Below are 15,298 nucleotides of genomic sequence, written 5' to 3'. Positions count from 1 at the left end.
TTCCGCCGGCCGCCCGGTGTGCCAGCGCCTCCACCTGGACAGTGGCCGTAGCTGGCTCGGCTCCCGCCTCGGATACCGTGTTCCTCTACGGGGTGTCATAACGGAAGTGACGCCCCCGACCGGAGGTAGTCAGCGTATGAGTTCAAAGCGCAGCAAGAATCCAGCCCTGCCCGTACTTGACGACGCATTTCGACTCGCGTCGGTCGAGGACGCCGAAGAGTCCGCCCGTGACTTGGCCGCGCGGCTGGCCACCACCGAGCTGCGCCGCGTTTCCCACCCGGGGCGGGTCACGTGGGGCCCCACCGATCAGGCCGAGCCCGTACCGGTCCCGCCGACTGTGGTCGACGGTGACGGGGACCTGTGGTTGCGGGACCGGGGCACTGGGACCTGGAGCATGCCCGAGTTCGACCCGAAGGAGTTCCCGGCCCGCTGTGGCGAGGTTCTGACGTGGGACCAGCTTGCCCGCGAGTTCGGCCCGCTAACCGCGCTGGCCGATGACCGCCGCATCGGCGGCGGCCGGCGCTGACCGCGCAGCCTTCTGGGATGACCGCGCCTCTTGAAGCGCCCGTTCACACGGGTGTCCCTCAGGCTCAGTGCTGAGGGGGATCTCCAGTGGATCTCGGCGCCCGGCAAGACAGCAGTCACGACGCCGCTCAGCACGCGGCACGGTGAGAATCCGACAGCTTCAATGCGACAGGACGCCCGGCTGACCCCGGCAGACCCAGGCACCCACCCGAAGTGACAACAAGCCTGCCTCGGTGTCATCTATCGTGCTTCGGCTCATGGCCGGAATTGTGACTGCGCGCTTCGTCTGGTGGGCCGGCCCGCGCGGAGGCATGCTGGAGCCGGCTCGCCGCGCGTCTACGCCTCAGAGCATCCGCTCGGCCGTCGCTGCCCGTGCTCGCAACGTGTCAGCCTCCGCGTGCTGCCCCTGAGCAGCCAGGATCCGGGCCCGGTACTCCATTGCATACCCGTCATTGCATACCCGTCGCCCAGCTCCTCGGCGCGTAGGAACGCGTGCATGGCGTGCGGCAGGTCGCCACCATCCCGGAAGGCCACGCCCAGCGCAGTGATCGGGAACGCCTCGTCCTGCGCGAGAATCACCGGCGCCCAGCGCTTGACGCCGACCGCGTCGCCACGGTCGAGCGCATGCTTGACGAGGCCCAGCATGGCGTCCGGATCGCCGAAGGCCGCAGCCTTCTCCCAGGCCACCTGCGCGCGGTTCGCGTCACCGGCCGCGGCGTGCAGCATGCCCAGGTTGTAGCCGGCAATCACGTTCCCGGCTGCCCATGCCCGGTTCCACCAGTGCAGCGCGCCGACCCGGTCGCCCTGCAGATGCAGGGCCGCCGCCAGGTTCCCCATGGCCACTTGCACGTTCAGCTCGCCAACTAAGTCCTCGTCCTACGTGGTCAGAAGTCCTTGCTCTCGTTTTCGACGCCCGCCAGCCAGTCGGTCAGCTCGGCCAGGTGGTCGCGGGTGAGGCCGTGGGCTACCCATTCGTCCTGCCGATCGAGCCGGAGGAAGCCCTTACTGGCGAACGCCCGCCGCAGGTAGTCGGTGAAGCTCAGGACGTGTTCTTCTTCACGGACCAGCGGATCGGCGCCTGCGTGTGGAAGCCAGACGGAGTATGGGGCCCCGCCACTGATGTTCGCCTTGTGGAGGTAGTCGGCAGCAACGGTCAGTTCTAGCGGGCCGGCGATTTCGGGGCGCAGGTCCGCGGACTCGTCCTGCCACTCCTCGACTGAGAACCACGCGGTGGTGAGGTCGAGGATTTCCAGCGGGTCGGCGACGGCAAGTTGTTCTGGCACACCGGACGGGAAGGGGACGTCCCATGTGTCGCGCGGGACGAGGTCGATTGTTCCGACGATGCGCCAGTATGCGGCAAGAGCCGGTGGCGCCGGCGAGCCGGTGATCTGTTCCAGATGCCTCAGGCGGTCTTCGACGTCCGGGGCGGGTCCCGGCAGCGCCTGTTCCAGGGTGACCGGCCAGCCGTGGGCGATGAGGGCGGTGGCGAGGCTGTGGGCGTTCTGTCGGACACGCTCCATGGTCAGGGCGGCCACCTGCTCGGCCTCGGCGCGCTGCGGGCCGTCCAGGTGACCGAGGGCGCCGAGCTCGCGCCAGACACCCTGGTGGTCCCCGTTCGCATAGCGCGCGACGAGATCCCCCGCCCGCCACTGCTGGCGGGCAGGCCGAGACTGCGTCGTGCGCACCGTTGCGGCCGCGTCCAGGGCCGGGCCGGTGACGGCAGGATCGGCATACTTGAGCACCTCGCGGGCCTGCCCGCCCAGGACTTCGTGGTCACGGAGGCCGACGCAGAGGTCGAGCCAGCGGCGGTCCCGGGACACCAGGTCGCGGAGATCATCGGAGTGCCATTCAGGACCGGACTGGGAGAACGATTGTGGCGACAGGAAGGCGAGAGCCTGAATGGCGGCGATCTGACCGGGTGCAGCAGTCAGGCACTCGTCGGCGAACAGGTGGCTGACGTTGTCCCAGGCCGTCCCCTCGTCGGTGAACATGACCTTCAGGGCCATGAACTGGCCGAGGTGCTCGTGGTCGTGGATCCCCTTGCGCAGCGTGTCGCGGGCCCCGGCGGTCCCGATCTCGAACAGTGCGTGGGCAGCAGCCACCGCAACCGGATGGACCGGGCACTGCTCCCACAACCCGATCAATGTCGAGACGGACGGCTCGTAGCGCATCCTCCCGAGCGCACGGACCTGGTCAGAGACTGCCCGTCCGCCGTCAACGCTTCGGACGGCGGAGATGCCGACATCTTGGTAAGCCCTCGCTTCGTCCGCAGTCAGGCCGCTCCACTGCTCGATGCTGACGCGCGCCCTGACTCCGAGGTCCGGCCACGCGGCGAGAGCCTCCAGGAGGGACTCCAAAACTTGCGCGCCGGCGGTGTCATCTGTACTTGTGTTCTCCACCACGCGCGCAGTATGGCACCTCGCCGAACGTGCAAGTGATCATTGCGGGTCATAGCCCGCCCTGGACGACAGATTGCATGCTGACACGACAGTTGGCCTGCTGAGTCACACATGCCAGCCACGACGGTGAACGCTCAGCTCGCCAAGTGTCGCGCGCATTCGCCAACTGAAGCGCTGAGTCACAGCGGGAATTCAGCGGTCATGATTTCGTTCCTATTCAGAAATCCAGATCCAGGTAATCGATGTCATTCAGGGTTACGTCCGAGAGTCCCATGGCGCGGCCGCCGCCGTCCTGGAAATAGACTTCCTTAAACCCTTCGGCGATGATCCCACGCATGTCCTGGTCGCTGGCCCCTGTGTCGCGGGCGTCGAACAGGCGCTGCGCGTACGCGGCAGGGAGACGGACGGTGAGGCGGCGAAAGCGGCCGTCGTCGGTGGATCCGGCGGACGACTCGTAGCCGAACCGGGCCCGGGTCTCCACCGTGACCCCGGTGACGGCGGCCTGCTGGCGCCGGCGCTTGCGCACCTGGGGCTGCCAGCGGGAGCGGACGGCGTTGTCGATCTTCGCGGCGATGTCCTTGGGCGGGTTCTTGCGGGCGCCGCGCCGGTAGCGGTTGACGGAGTCGGCGGTGATGCCGAGCTCCTGCGCGACGGCCTTCGCGGTTCCGAGCTGTTTGAGCAGGTAGTTGATGCGGGCCGGAAGGGTCTTGGGCGGCTGACGGGTGAAGGCTTCCCGGTCGGCGCGCTCGATGGCGTCCTCGATCTCGCCCATGGCCTACTCCCCTTCGTCCAGGACGGCGTCGCCGCCCTTGATGTGGCGGGCCGGGTTCAGACCCTTCTCCATCAGCTCGACCGCCCACAGCATCGACTGGACGCCCTCCAGTTTCGCCAGGCCGGGCGTGGCACCGAGGCGGAACCCGCCGGGCTGCGGCTTGCCGGACGCGGCGTACGGCAGGAAATCGAGCGGGCTCTCACCTGGGCTCGGGTAGACGACGCAGTCGGACAGCACGGCGAGCGGGTACAGGCCGGTCATCTTGACCATGTTGTTGAGCTTGCGGTGCATGTTGACCCGCGCCTTGCTGATCACGGCGGCGCGGAAGTCGGGGCGCCAGGTCGGCCGCGAAAGGGCCGGCCACGTCTCGCCCTCCTTGTAGGACTTGCCCTGCGGGCGCTCGCGGAGCTTGCCGACGCCGCCCTTGATCGTGGCCTTGATCGCGGCCAGCACCGCGGCCAGGGCCGGGTCGTTCTGCTTGTGCTGTGCCATCGCGGCCAGGAACGCCGCATCGTCCAGGTCCTTGGTGACACCGAGGTCGGCGAGGGTGTCGACGTACGCGTTCTTGAGCCGGTCGTGCCACGGGTCCAAGTACGCGCCGGTCTCGCGGCGCAGGTACGCCTCGATCGGGTGGACGTCGTGCCCGAGCTCCTGGGCGTAGGCGACGGTGTGCGTCTGGTACCAGGCCGGCCCCGTGGGGCGGGTGCCGTCGGGGGTGAACGGTGAGGGCAGGCGCGGGTCGATCTCGATGTGGGACAGGTCGACCAGCCAGCTGCCGGGGATCTTCGGGTTGAACGTCGGGGAGGCGAAGTGGTCGGGTCCGGACAGGCCCACGACCAGGCGGGCGGCGGCCGCGAGGAACGCGGTGTTGAGGTCCAGGCCGACCGCGAAAGGCCGCAGGCACTCCTCATCGGTGAGCGTGTCCACCGACCGCACCCATTGGTACGCCTCTTCGTCGAGGAACCCGCCGGTCCAGCCGGAGTTCACGACGACGGGGTGTTCCGGGGTAGCCTCCGGTGGCGCGGGGTCCGTCGGCTCCGTGCCCAGGCTGCCCTGGTTGTAGCCGGACACCCAGTTCCCGGTTGTCGGGTCCTGCACGGCCTTCGTCGGCGGTCGCAGCGCCGTCATCAGCTCCAGCCCGGACACGGCGGTGGAGCCGCGCGGGGTGGTGACCCGCTGGGCGTACACCCCGAGAACGCGGGCGACGTCGGCCGGCTCCATATCTGCGACGCCGGGCCAGGACCGCTCATCGAGGGCGTCCCACGACAGGATCGCCAGCTGCACGCACTGCCGCTCACGCCCGGTGGCCTTGCGGTAGATGCGCGCCCACGGGCCGAAACCGCGCTGGGTGAGCTGCCACTTCGCCTTGGTGACCTGCTTGACCACGGGATGGTCCTCGGGCAGGCGCAGGGAACGGCGCTGCTCGTGGCCCTCCAGTCGCTCCGGCAGCCCGAGCTTCACCGCGGCCGCCGCAGTCAGCACGATCAGCGGGTCTGAGTCCTTGCCGTAGCGGTTGAGCTTGGCGGCACCCAGGCCGGACTCCTTGAGGGTCCATTCCACCAGTTCCGGGATCGTGGTGGCCGGGCAGTCGAGGACGATGCCGTCGACGCCGTACGCGGAGCCGTCGCCATCGAGTACGGCGAGCGGGCCGTGCGGGAACCGCGGGTCGACGACGGCGGCCTTCGTGGCCTTCTTCGCGGCCGGGCGGCGCGACGACGTCGCCGGGCGGGTGGCCGGGCGCTCCGGTGCGACCGGGGTGGCGGGTGCCTCCACCGGTGCGACGGTCTCCGCCTCGGGCGCGGTCGGGCCGGTGAACGTCTCCGGCACCGCCACCGGCTGCGGCGCGACGACCGGAACGGGGGCGGTGTGGGCGGGGTACTTCGCAGCCCAGCCGTTCAGTAGTCGCTGGTAGGCCTCCAGGCGCGGCGGCTTGGGCTCGGAACGGCCGTTCTCGTAGTTCTTGACCGACTGCACAGTCGACTTCAACGCCTGCGCGAGACGGGCCTGGGTGATGCCCGCAGCTTCCCGCAGCCGGGCCCGCTCCGCCGGGGGCGGAAGCTGCGGCTCCTCCGCCAGCAACGCATCGATATTCGCGAACAGCTCTTCCTCGGATGCCATGGGTGGATCTCCTCTCGTGCCTCCACACTAGCACCGATTACCCTTGTTTTTAACCTGTTTTTTTACCCGTTCGGATTGATTTCCAGCAAGGAGCGGACAGCTTGAGCCTCTGTTTGCGACCGAGACTTTTACTTGGCGGACGAGTGCAGTAGTTGGCGGATCTTGTCTCCGCAACGCTGTGTCGTGTGTGACTGAACAGCCCAGGTGGCACCGTTCGCCAGGTACGTGCGCAGTCCGCTCCCGTACTGTCGGCCGAGCGTTTGCCGGGCGGGATCATCCGCCGAGCGTGGTGGGGCCGAGTCCGGACGGCAGTTGACGCACTGCCACGGCCACGGCCTCCCGCACTGTGGCGAATCGGCCAAGGTCCTGGCTGATGAGGCCCCTGCCCACCCCGTGCGTGCCGTCGCTGTTGGCGCTCAGGCACGGTCCGACGACGGTCAGGTCCGGGCGGGTGGTGGTCGAGAAGCGCAGTGCCCAGTGGCTGGTGAATGGGTAGAGAGCGCGCAGCGCCGGCTCGGTGTGCGCCGCCTCGATCAGGCTGTGGTACGTCTCCTGCCAGGCGTATTCCAGTTCGGCCGCTTCCTGGCGTATGCCCTGCCATTCCGATTCCGTCAAGCGCGCGGGATCGTTATCGGGCACCTCGAACCGGCCGGTCAGGTGCACGAACGGGGCCGCTTGGCGGATGTCGGCCAAGGGCGCCCCGTCGTGCCACGCTCGGGCGGCCCTGGCGACCTCCGCCAGGTCGTCCGTCGTGCCATCGATGAGGGGCAGGCTCTGGAACGGCTCCTCGCCGCGGATCGACCACCGGCGTTCGTGCGACCAGGCGCTGATCGCCAACGGCTCGCGGTGCGGCAGGCTACTTGAGACGGCCGCGTGGCGCAGCGGATCGAAGTCCGGCGACGCGACGGGGACGGCACCGAGGCAGCCGTCCGCCTCGGCCCGGAGCACTGTGGCGAGGCTGCCGCAAGCCGCAACGTCGGGGTACAGGACGGAGGGATCGGGAGGGGTAGTCACGGCTCATGATTGTGCCCGAGTCGCCGATTCCCAGGGCAGGCGGATGGCGCGCGTGAGGCCCGGACGGCTCCATCAAGGTTCTGATAACACCCGGTCGGGCTGTGAAGGACGTCGGACCGCCTCACCAGACACTCGCGCACAGCGAACGTCCACAATCATGATCCGCCAACTAACCCTCTCAAGATGCGCCAACAAGAATTCTCCACGCGCCCCTGACCTGCTCAGTTCGGCTCATGATCCGCCAACTACCACTCTCGGTCACACTGTTGCGACCGAGATTTCTACTTGGCGGACGAGCGCAGTAGTTGGCGGATCTTGCTTCCGTAACTGTTGTCTGTCACGAGAACGTCAGTGGAGTTTGCCATTGGACGTCAGTGGCTCTGCCATGAGGCGTGGCAGTAGGAAGTGCTGTCGTGGGAGTCCGTGAGCCGGAGGCTGTACCGAACGTCGTCGGCCAAGACGGCGGTACCGTCTCCACCGACCCCGATGGCCGCGTTGGCGGCCGGCCCACCGTCGTCAACGAGCAGCCGCTGCGCGCCGCTCGCGACATGCTGCCCAACCCCAAGAACAGCATCGAGACGATCGCGGCCCTGCTCGGCGTCTCGGTGGGGCACCCTCTCTACAACCACATCCCCGACCTGCGGGCGCTGCGGACCTCCCGCGTCCCCGCCCAGCTCGAAGGCAGCAACCCGTCAGCGACCTGACCCTCTTCGCCGACGCTCCCGCCGACCGCGTCCGTCGTCCACGGCGCGGTCATCATCAGCGCCATCGAGACCGCGTGGCGGGAGATCCGGCGCCGCTTCGACGGTTGTGCCCGGACATAGCCGGGCACAGCCGTCAGTACCGGAGGTGATCTGGCGCTGCTGGCCCTGGCCGCCGGCGCGATTGCTGAGCGGCCGGGCACATTGTGGGCGGCCGTCGGCCTGCCGACCGTGAACACCGAATGAGCTGAATCCGGGAACGGTGAGCGCCGGGGCGGTGCGACCGGATAGTCGCACCGCCCCGGCGTGCCGGTGGCGACTCGTCGGCCCCGCTGGCTGGCTGGCTGGATGCGCTGCGGCGGGGATGCTGCCCTGGGCCCCTCTCGGGCCGGGGGTCGGTGTGGGCGGTGTCAGGGGGTGGTGAGGCCCTTGTCGAGGAGCCAGTCGATCAGTGGGCCGGTGTCGACGTTGATCGTCGTGAAGTGTGCTCCCAGCGGCCCCTCGGTATCGTCCACCTCGGTCGCGTCGTAGAGCTTTTCGATGACTCTGCCGGGGTTGGTGGTCTTGAGTTCCTCGATGAGCTTCTCGGTGCCGGGGAAGGGACCCGTCAGCGGAGAGGAGGGCTGGTACTGGACACGCTTGTCCTCCAGCGCCTGGGAGATGCGCACGGGGACGGTGATGGCGAGGTTCGGGTTCATCTTTTTCAGCTGGCGGTTGAACTCCTGCTGGTCGGCGTTGGGGTTGTTGATGTATCCGGTGCCGGAGCCGTCGGGGCCCGCACGGAACTGCTCGTTGCCCCGCAGGCTGCCGAAGAGCTTTTGGTCGGCGCCCAGTTCGGCACGGGACAAGTTCCACACCTGCGGCCAGAACTCGAACGCATCGTCCGACAGGACCTGACCGGGATCGATGATCTTGATGGATTCGGGGTCCGCGTCAGCGTGGTCGGCGGCGGATCCGGCGATGGCGCCCGCCAGGAACAGTGCCGAGAACGCGTAGCCGGAGTTCTTGAAGACGTTCGCCAGGTTGGCGCTGGCCTGGATGATGTCGAAGGGGTGGTTGGCCGGGGCGATCGCCGCGACGCCGACGAGCCCGTCCACCCGGCCCGGCGCGTTGGCGGCGGCGAACAGGGCGGCCTGCCCGCCCTGGGAGTGCCCGACGATGGCGAACTTCTGGGAGATCTCGTCGCGAAAGAGCCGGCGGGCGGCCAGCACGATGTCCAGCGCGGCGCGTGCCTCGGACTGGCCCAGCAAATAGGGGTGGAGCTTGTCGTCGGGGCCCAGCCCGGTTCCGGTGCCGTCGTCGGTACCGGTCCCCAGCGCCTCGTAGTCCGTCATCGCCACCGCCCACCCCTGGTCCAGGAAGCGGCCGAGCATCGCCTTGGGATAGGCGTTCATGGGGGACGCCCCGGTGTCGCCGGTGTCCCGCGACGGCGCGACCCGGTTCGCGCAGCCCACCGTGCCGTGGCACCAGGTGATCAGCGGGTAGCCGCCCTTAGGGACCGGGTGCGCCTGACGGTCGGGCAGGACGATGATGCCGGAAGTCGCCACCGCGGTCGGGTTCTGGCCCGCGCTCTCGGACCGGTACAGCACCAGCCAGTTCTCCCCGCCCCCCGGCACCGCGAAAGTGTTGACCAGCGGCCGCAGGTAGAGGGGGTCACCGACGGCCGCCCCGGACAGCGAATCGGGCCTCGTGAAGTTCGTGTAGAACGCGTCATCGCCGCCGGCAGGGGTCTGCTCGACCAGCTTCTCGATCAGGGCCGTGTCTCTCATGGGCTTCCCTTCAAAGGAACCGCACCACCACGCGACCGCTCAGTCCAGGTATTGCTAGGACTGAGCGCACACGCCCGGTGCAGACGAAAACAGGTCATCGGTCGGGGCCTTCTTTGCTGTGCATCGACAACGCAGCGCCGCAGCCGACGGGAGGAAGGCAGCGCGCACCCGCAGCTGCTGGTGACAAAGCGCCGCAACTTTCACGCCGTCAAGCTCCGCATGCCACAGTCGAAACCGGACCAGGCGCCAATGGTGATGCGCAGGTACAACCCGCGCCGGGTGGAGAAACTCGCGGATCCGGATGACGTCCTTGCTCGAACGGAACCACCGCGCGAGATCCGCGACGCGGAGGTATCGCTGACCACCACCGCGTCCAGCAGCCGGCGCAACCCGGCCGGTCCACTGCGCAGCACCCCCCGTTGTCGCCATGGTGCGCTGAGACCTTCTCAATCCGCGCGTACTGGACGGCGAGGCCCCCGACGGCGTCCGCCCCTACCGGGGCGTGTGAGGTCGTCGCTCCCGTTCCCCTTGATCCGCAGCAGCCAGCAAACAGACCGCAAGCAGCAGGAGCGTAGACAAACCCACGAGGGGCCTGGCGTGGTCAGCGTTGGTCGTTGACCAGTCCGTTGCTGACGGCCCAGTCGTAGTTGTCCACTTCGAATCCTGGGAGGCCCGCGCCGACACCACCAACCTTCGCGTGGAAGACCGCGCCTCCCTGGCACGACTGGAAGACGGCAATGTCGTTTTCGCCCCGCTGGAAGAAGGACCCCGCATCCACCGGATTGAGGAGGCAGTCGCCGCCGGTGAAACCGACGAAGGACACGTCCCGGCCGTTGACCCAGTCCCAGGTCGAGCGGTCGTTGATGTCGAACCCGTCTGCCATGGTTCTCCTTTCCGGGCCGAAGGCCAGTCCCCCGCCCCTGTCATGATCTATCCAGGCGACCAGCCCGCCAACCCTCGCCCGGGTCGAGCACGTGCACTCTTTTGGCGGACAGCGAGCCGGAGTTCGTGACCTACCCGTGGTCGGACCGCTGCCTGATCGACCTGGCTCCGTCCGGGCACCAGTTCATGACCGTGGACCACGGGCAGGCGGACGTCGCCTTCCACGACCACCCCAACGGGGATGTTCTCTTCACCCTCCCCGTCGAAGCCTTCGGGTACGACCCGGAGGAGTCCTTCGTGGAATGGAGCGGCGGCTACCTGACCGAGGACACGGCCATCGTCACCCTGGGTGGTGAGAGTCAGGACGAGGAGGAGTGGTTCCGTTACCACCTGGTCGACGTACGCACGGGCACCCTCAGCGGCGAGTTCACCGTCGAGGCGAGCAACCCGTACGAGCTGGTGCCCCTGGGCGACGGTTCCTGGCTCACCGGCGGCCCCGGCGGCGACCCCGTTCGTTGGTCCAGCGCTCCGCAGCCGTCGGCACCGCCGCACCAACCTCTCCATACGAGAGGCAGCAACCGTGACGGCAGACCCCCGAGTGCCGCTGATTCCTCAGGCGCCTGAAGGCTTGAGCCGGCGAGCTCGGTACTTCGTCGAGGTGATCGCCACCATCAGTCACGCATCGTGACCAAGGCGGATCTCGGCCCGCCAACTATCACCCTCAAGATCCGCCAACCATCTCCCTCCACCTGCCGGCGACCTGCACCGAAGAGAGCATCACCCGCCAACTATGATCCTCGGTCACAGTGCTGCGACCGAGAGTCGTTGTCGGACGACGACAGAACGTCAGTGGCTGGCGACACGAAATGTCAGCGGACGGCGACATGAGGTGTGTCAGTAGGCGGTGACGGCTCGGCGAGCATCCGCAGGCTGTACGCGACGTTGTCGTCGAGGACGTCGACGATCTCACCGCGGGCGACCATGTCGGCGGCGGCAAGGGCTTCGAGGGCCTGGCGCTGCGCGGCGTCGGCGGTGTCGATCCCGCCGTCGACCCAGACGCGCAGGAGGGCCTCGCGAACCGGCGCACTGACAAACCCCTGCGCCGGACTGGCATCTGGGCGTTACCTGGCAGTACCTGTCTCGTTGATCTTGCGTACTTGTACACCGATCGGGCCTTTGTGCCTGCTAGAAGGGTGTCCCACCATGATGAAGATCATTTGTTGCAGAGCTACCCTCGTAGCCGTATCGGCGTGCTTTGCTTCCGCTTCGACGTTCGCTGCTGCCCCGGCGTTCGCGGTCGAGGGACACGTCGCTGCTACGTGTGGACAGACCGTCGAGGACTGGGCGGACACTGGTGTGCTCGGTCTCTACACGGGCACAGGGGAAGCGGCAGGTGGGGGCGAGGGGCTGCCTACCGAGGTCGGGGTGGCGGTCTCGGGCGACAAGGCCACGCAATTCGCCCCCGGCAGGGTGCCGCTGCTGTCCTCGTTGGTGCCCGCGACATTCACACCGGGGGTCGGCTACACGTGGAAGAACTCTGCGGGAGACCCGTACTCCTTCACCGAACCCCAGTGCACTGACCTCAACGCGCCCACGCGAGTGACCCAGGCATACTTCGAGACAAAGAGCGTCGCCAGCCCTGACAGTTCCACCACTGCCATCGTGAACCGCCAGCCGTAAGAAGCACCTCGGCCTTGGCCGCTCCACCCTCTACTGAACGCTCGCCGCGTACGACGAAGCTGCGGCCATCACTGCCACACCCCGTGTCGCCGACCACTGACAATCTCGTGTCGTCCGACAGTCGTTGATCTGTCGCAGCGAAGGTTGAGCATTCTCATCGAAGATTGAGCGGCCGTACCGTGGATGTCCCGTCGCATCGAACTGCGTCTTGTCGCATTGATCTGTGTGTCGACCTTGCGGTGGCTAGGGCCGAGACAGGTTTGAGTGACGGTGTCACGCTTTGGGCTCTCGGTGGAACTACCTGCCGCACGATCTCCCGCCCCGCGGGGCGACGTACTCCTACTTCGCGAAGTAGCGGGACGACGGTGGGTCGATCAATCACACGGCAGATGGGTTTGAGGGGCGATCAGCTCCTTCTCTCCAGGTTGGGGTGTTAATACCTGAGAGAGGCAGGTTTCCGCCTGCTCATGTGTAAGGGAGACGCTGTGGACGCGACGTTGCGTATCGAGCCGGCTGACATCTATCAGAGCCCGCTGATGGTCGAGGTCGGAGACTTCACCGAACACACCCAGGGCGCTGTCGGCGACAAGAATGAGGCGGGCTTCGGCAAGTACGACGACGACTGACAGGCGGGTGCGATGGCCGCTGGGTTAGGGCCATGGGCGGTACCGGCGTCGGACTGAGCCGCTGCCGGAGCATGTTCGGCCCAATGGGCGGGCGCGGCGAGTCTGCGCCCGCCCCTTCGAGGGGAAGGTCCTTGGGCGAGGTGTCGGCGGCTTGGTTCGTCGTGGTTCCGGATCGGGCGATGGCATCCGATGGTCTTGCGCGATTGCGAAGCCACGCTCCGCAGAGCGTGCCGCACACCTCGGGACGACCGTGGCTGTTCGGCCGCTGGCAGAAGGAGCAGTGGGCGTTCGCCTCGGCCGGCACGTCCCTGCTGGCCGTGGCCGGGCGGTGTTCGCTCACCGCACAGGATCTGAGTGCCCGGTTGAAGAGCGTGCGCGGCCTGCCAGATGTCGAGACGGCGGTGGCCGGCGCTGCCGGCAGCTTCCATGTGCTCGCGTCCATCGACGGGCGCAGCTATGTGCGGGGGAGCGCTTTCGGGACACGCCGGCTGTACTGGGCGACGGTTGAGGGGGTGACGGTGTGCGCGGACCGTGCCCGCACACTGGCCTGGCTCACGCATGCGGTGGTGGACACCGGCCAGCTCGCCGCCCGCATTTCGACTGTCGACCCGCTGCCCCATCCTTTGGCCGGTGGCTCGATGTGGGGCCAAGTCCATGCCGTCGCGCCGGGCCGGGCACTTGTCCTGGAACGGGACGGGAGCCACCACACGAAGGTGTGGTGGCAGCCGCCCTCAGCGCACCTGCCTCTCGCGCAGGGCGCACCTGCCCTGCGCGATGCGCTGCGCGAGGCGGTGTTGCTGCGGGTGCGGCCGGGGCAGGTCCTGGGGGCGGACCTTTCCGGTGGCATGGACTCCACCTCGCTGTGCTTCCTGGCGGCCGAGGCCGGGGCCCGCCTGGTCACCGCCTCGCTGCACAGCACCACCCCCGGCAACGAGGACCGGCACTACGCCCCGTATGCCGCACAGCGCCTGCCTGGCTCCCGGTCTCTGGCGTTCACGTTCGCCGAGCTGCCGGGCTACTTCGCCGGGCTGGGCGAACGGCACGATCCGGCCGACGAGCCCACGGCCGTGACACGGGGGCGGGCCCTGCAGGAACACCTGGCCCACGCATTGCGCCACCGGGGTGCGCGACTGCGCCTGACCGGATACGGCGGCGACGATGTCCTCCTGCCTCCCCGGTGGTCGTATCTCCATCCGCTGGTGCGCCGCCATCCGGTCACGGCGCTGCGGCACGCGGCCGGGTGGGGAGCGCGGTCGCGGTGGCCGCTGGCGACCACCGCGAAGCTGCTGTTCGACGGCCGCTCCTACCGCCGCTGGCTGGCTGCCACCGGCAGCCGACTGCGCGGACCCGCCGCCGGCCGCCCCAGCCTCGACAGCTGGGGCATGGGGCCGCGTCTTCCCGCGTGGGCCACCGACCATGCTGTGGGCCTCCTGGCCGGCCTCCTGGACTCTGGCGCGCAGGAATCACACCCCCTGGCCGTGGACCGCGGCCTGCACGCAAGGGTCCACCAGGCAAGGGAAGCGGGCAGGATCGCCTCCCTCTTCCTGCACGACTCGACGGTCGACGCCCTGCCCGCGGAAAGCCCGTTCTGCGACGACACGGTCATCGCCGCGTGCCTGGCGGTACGTGCGCAGGACGCCACCAGCCCCTGGAGCTACAAACCGCTCCTGGCGGCAGCGATGGACGGCATCGTCCCCAGCTACCTGCTGGAGAGGGTCACCAAGGACCACGTCACCCAGGAATGGCACCACAGCCTGCGACAGCACCGCCGCGACCTCGCCGACCTCGCCTGCAACTCCCACCTGGTCGCCGTCGGCATCGCTGACGAGAACGGGCTGCGGCGCGTGCTGCACAGCCCCGAACTCCTCACCAGCCATACGCACGGGCTGGAGCAACTCCTGGCAGCCGAACTGTGGCTGCGCGACCTCGCCGCCCACCCCCTCCCGGCCTACCTCACCACTACCGCACCCGAGGAGCACCCCGTTGAGCCGACTGCGCGCTGATGTCACCTGCACCGCTACCGAAGACGGCATGGTCCTGCTCGATCACCGCACCGGCCGTTATTGGCAGCTCAACGCCACCGGCGCGACCGTCCTGCAGGCGTTCCTGGACGGCTCCACGCCCCAGCAGATCACGGACGCCCTGGTCCAGGCACGTCCCGTAAGCCGTGAGCATGCCGAAGCCGATGTCAACGCCCTGATCGACCATTGCACCCGTGCCGGGTTGGTGAGTGCTCCGTGAGCCGACAGACCCTCGACACCAGCAAGAACCGCCCCCCGCCACTACGCCGGCTGGCTGCCCACACCGCTGTCGCCGCCGCCCGGGTTCTCGCGCACCTGCCCCCCGCACGTCTCCTGGCGGTACTGCGGACCGCCCGCCGGGGAGCGCGGAGCGCCTCCTACGACACGGCGCTGACCGCCCGAGGGGACGTCACCGCTGTCAGCGTCCTGTGCTCGGGCCGCTACTGCCTTCAACGCTCCCTGGCCACCGCGCTGCTGTGCCGCATCGGCGGGACCTGGCCCACCTGGTGCACCGGAGTACGCACCTCCCCTTCGCCGCCCACGCCTGGGTCGAAGCCGAAGGCCAACCCGTCGGCGAACCAGCCGACACCGCCACCTACCACACCATGCTCACCATCCCACCACGCTGGGAGGGGTTACCCAAAAATAGGAAATAATGCAGCTTTCATCCCTGCACGAATTCATGCCCTTTAGTTGATTAGTTGGCCTTCTCCCCATCCGCAGTGGATGGACCTCCGCCCGCCTGTGTCCAGCCCTCGTATAGCTGGCGCCAGGCGTGAGTAACGTTTCGT

The 15,298-nt window shown here is 68.3% G+C and carries 13 protein-coding genes and 2 pseudogenes; 8 read left to right on the top strand and 7 right to left on the bottom strand.

Features of this window, described 5'->3' with window-relative positions:
* Positions 1 to 136 precede the first annotated feature (136 nt).
* On the top strand, positions 137 to 526 hold the full coding sequence (locus C6N31_RS37120) for a hypothetical protein (protein ID WP_198359226.1): 390 nt from the start codon (positions 137 to 139) through the stop codon (positions 524 to 526).
* A gap of 335 nt (positions 527 to 861) precedes the next feature.
* Here C6N31_RS37120 and C6N31_RS37115 read toward each other — a convergent pair whose 3' ends face one another.
* The 5 genes from C6N31_RS37115 to C6N31_RS37095 all read right to left on the bottom strand — a co-directional run bounded on the left by C6N31_RS37115 (position 862) and on the right by C6N31_RS37095 (position 6,762).
* Positions 862 to 1,362, bottom strand: coding sequence for a tetratricopeptide repeat protein (locus C6N31_RS37115; RefSeq protein WP_198359225.1), 501 nt, complete (start codon positions 1,360 to 1,362; stop codon positions 862 to 864).
* Positions 1,363 to 1,409: 47 nt separating this feature from the next.
* Complete coding sequence (locus C6N31_RS37110; protein ID WP_198359224.1) at positions 1,410 to 2,927, bottom strand: hypothetical protein; 1,518 nt, start codon at positions 2,925 to 2,927, stop codon at positions 1,410 to 1,412.
* 214 nt (positions 2,928 to 3,141) lie between these two features.
* On the bottom strand, positions 3,142 to 3,696 hold the full coding sequence (gene tpg, locus C6N31_RS37105; protein WP_198359223.1) for a telomere-protecting terminal protein Tpg: 555 nt from the start codon (positions 3,694 to 3,696) through the stop codon (positions 3,142 to 3,144).
* Positions 3,697 to 3,699: 3 nt separating this feature from the next.
* Positions 3,700 to 5,814 (bottom strand): telomere-associated protein Tap, encoded by a 2,115-nt coding sequence (tap, locus tag C6N31_RS37100; protein WP_198359222.1) that lies wholly within the window; start codon positions 5,812 to 5,814, stop codon positions 3,700 to 3,702.
* Positions 5,815 to 6,087: 273 nt separating this feature from the next.
* Positions 6,088 to 6,762: a DUF6193 family natural product biosynthesis protein gene (locus tag C6N31_RS37095; RefSeq protein WP_244808911.1), complete on the bottom strand. Its 675-nt coding sequence runs from the start codon at positions 6,760 to 6,762 to the stop codon at positions 6,088 to 6,090.
* Between the two features lie 479 nt (positions 6,763 to 7,241).
* On the opposite strand from C6N31_RS37095, the gene C6N31_RS37090 reads away from it, so the two are divergent.
* Positions 7,242 to 7,532, top strand: coding sequence for a hypothetical protein (locus C6N31_RS37090; RefSeq protein ID WP_232486113.1), 291 nt, complete (start codon positions 7,242 to 7,244; stop codon positions 7,530 to 7,532).
* A gap of 407 nt (positions 7,533 to 7,939) precedes the next feature.
* Here C6N31_RS37090 and C6N31_RS37085 read toward each other — a convergent pair whose 3' ends face one another.
* The gene (locus C6N31_RS37085; protein WP_198359221.1) at positions 7,940 to 9,298 is read right to left on the bottom strand and encodes an alpha/beta fold hydrolase; all 1,359 of its coding nucleotides are present in this window, start codon (positions 9,296 to 9,298) and stop codon (positions 7,940 to 7,942) included.
* A gap of 601 nt (positions 9,299 to 9,899) precedes the next feature.
* The gene (locus tag C6N31_RS37080; protein ID WP_198359220.1) at positions 9,900 to 10,181 is read right to left on the bottom strand and encodes a hypothetical protein; all 282 of its coding nucleotides are present in this window, start codon (positions 10,179 to 10,181) and stop codon (positions 9,900 to 9,902) included.
* A 104-nt stretch (positions 10,182 to 10,285) separates the two neighbouring features.
* On the opposite strand from C6N31_RS37080, the pseudogene C6N31_RS37075 reads away from it, so the two are divergent.
* From C6N31_RS37075 to C6N31_RS37050, 6 genes and pseudogenes are all read left to right on the top strand, one after another.
* Positions 10,286 to 10,804: pseudogene (locus C6N31_RS37075) on the top strand (hypothetical protein); the annotation flags it as partial.
* Between the two features lie 579 nt (positions 10,805 to 11,383).
* Positions 11,384 to 11,860: a hypothetical protein gene (locus C6N31_RS37070; protein ID WP_198359219.1), complete on the top strand. Its 477-nt coding sequence runs from the start codon at positions 11,384 to 11,386 to the stop codon at positions 11,858 to 11,860.
* 485 nt (positions 11,861 to 12,345) lie between these two features.
* Positions 12,346 to 12,486 (top strand): burhizin family lasso peptide precursor, encoded by a 141-nt coding sequence (locus C6N31_RS45325; RefSeq protein WP_198359218.1) that lies wholly within the window; start codon positions 12,346 to 12,348, stop codon positions 12,484 to 12,486.
* Between the two features lie 227 nt (positions 12,487 to 12,713).
* The gene (locus C6N31_RS37060; protein ID WP_198359217.1) at positions 12,714 to 14,489 is read left to right on the top strand and encodes an asparagine synthase-related protein; all 1,776 of its coding nucleotides are present in this window, start codon (positions 12,714 to 12,716) and stop codon (positions 14,487 to 14,489) included.
* Positions 14,470 to 14,727 (top strand): lasso peptide biosynthesis PqqD family chaperone, encoded by a 258-nt coding sequence (locus tag C6N31_RS37055; protein WP_232486112.1) that lies wholly within the window; start codon positions 14,470 to 14,472, stop codon positions 14,725 to 14,727. The genes C6N31_RS37060 and C6N31_RS37055 overlap by 20 nt, the downstream gene beginning before the upstream one ends.
* A pseudogene (locus tag C6N31_RS37050) lies at positions 14,724 to 15,163 on the top strand (lasso peptide biosynthesis B2 protein). The gene C6N31_RS37055 and the pseudogene C6N31_RS37050 overlap by 4 nt, the downstream one beginning before the upstream one ends.
* Positions 15,164 to 15,298 lie beyond the last annotated feature (135 nt).

This window comes from Streptomyces fildesensis (genome assembly GCF_016107395.1).
Classification (GTDB): Bacteria; Actinomycetota; Actinomycetes; order Streptomycetales; family Streptomycetaceae; genus Actinacidiphila; species Actinacidiphila fildesensis.
The sequence above is the reverse complement of the archived record's forward strand: the minus strand, read 5'-3'. Positions and strand labels throughout refer to the sequence as shown.

Coding starts and splice junctions, on each gene's coding strand:
- C6N31_RS37085 (WP_198359221.1), bottom strand. CDS start 9,298: ATGAGAGACACGGCCCTGATCGAGAAGCTGGTCGAGCAGACCCCTGCC.
- tpg (WP_198359223.1), bottom strand. CDS start 3,696: ATGGGCGAGATCGAGGACGCCATCGAGCGCGCCGACCGGGAAGCCTTC.
- C6N31_RS37080 (WP_198359220.1), bottom strand. CDS start 10,181: ATGGCAGACGGGTTCGACATCAACGACCGCTCGACCTGGGACTGGGTC.
- C6N31_RS37120 (WP_198359226.1), top strand. CDS start 137: ATGAGTTCAAAGCGCAGCAAGAATCCAGCCCTGCCCGTACTTGACGAC.
- C6N31_RS37070 (WP_198359219.1), top strand. CDS start 11,384: ATGATGAAGATCATTTGTTGCAGAGCTACCCTCGTAGCCGTATCGGCG.
- tap (WP_198359222.1), bottom strand. CDS start 5,814: ATGGCATCCGAGGAAGAGCTGTTCGCGAATATCGATGCGTTGCTGGCG.
- C6N31_RS37115 (WP_198359225.1), bottom strand. CDS start 1,362: ATGGGGAACCTGGCGGCGGCCCTGCATCTGCAGGGCGACCGGGTCGGC.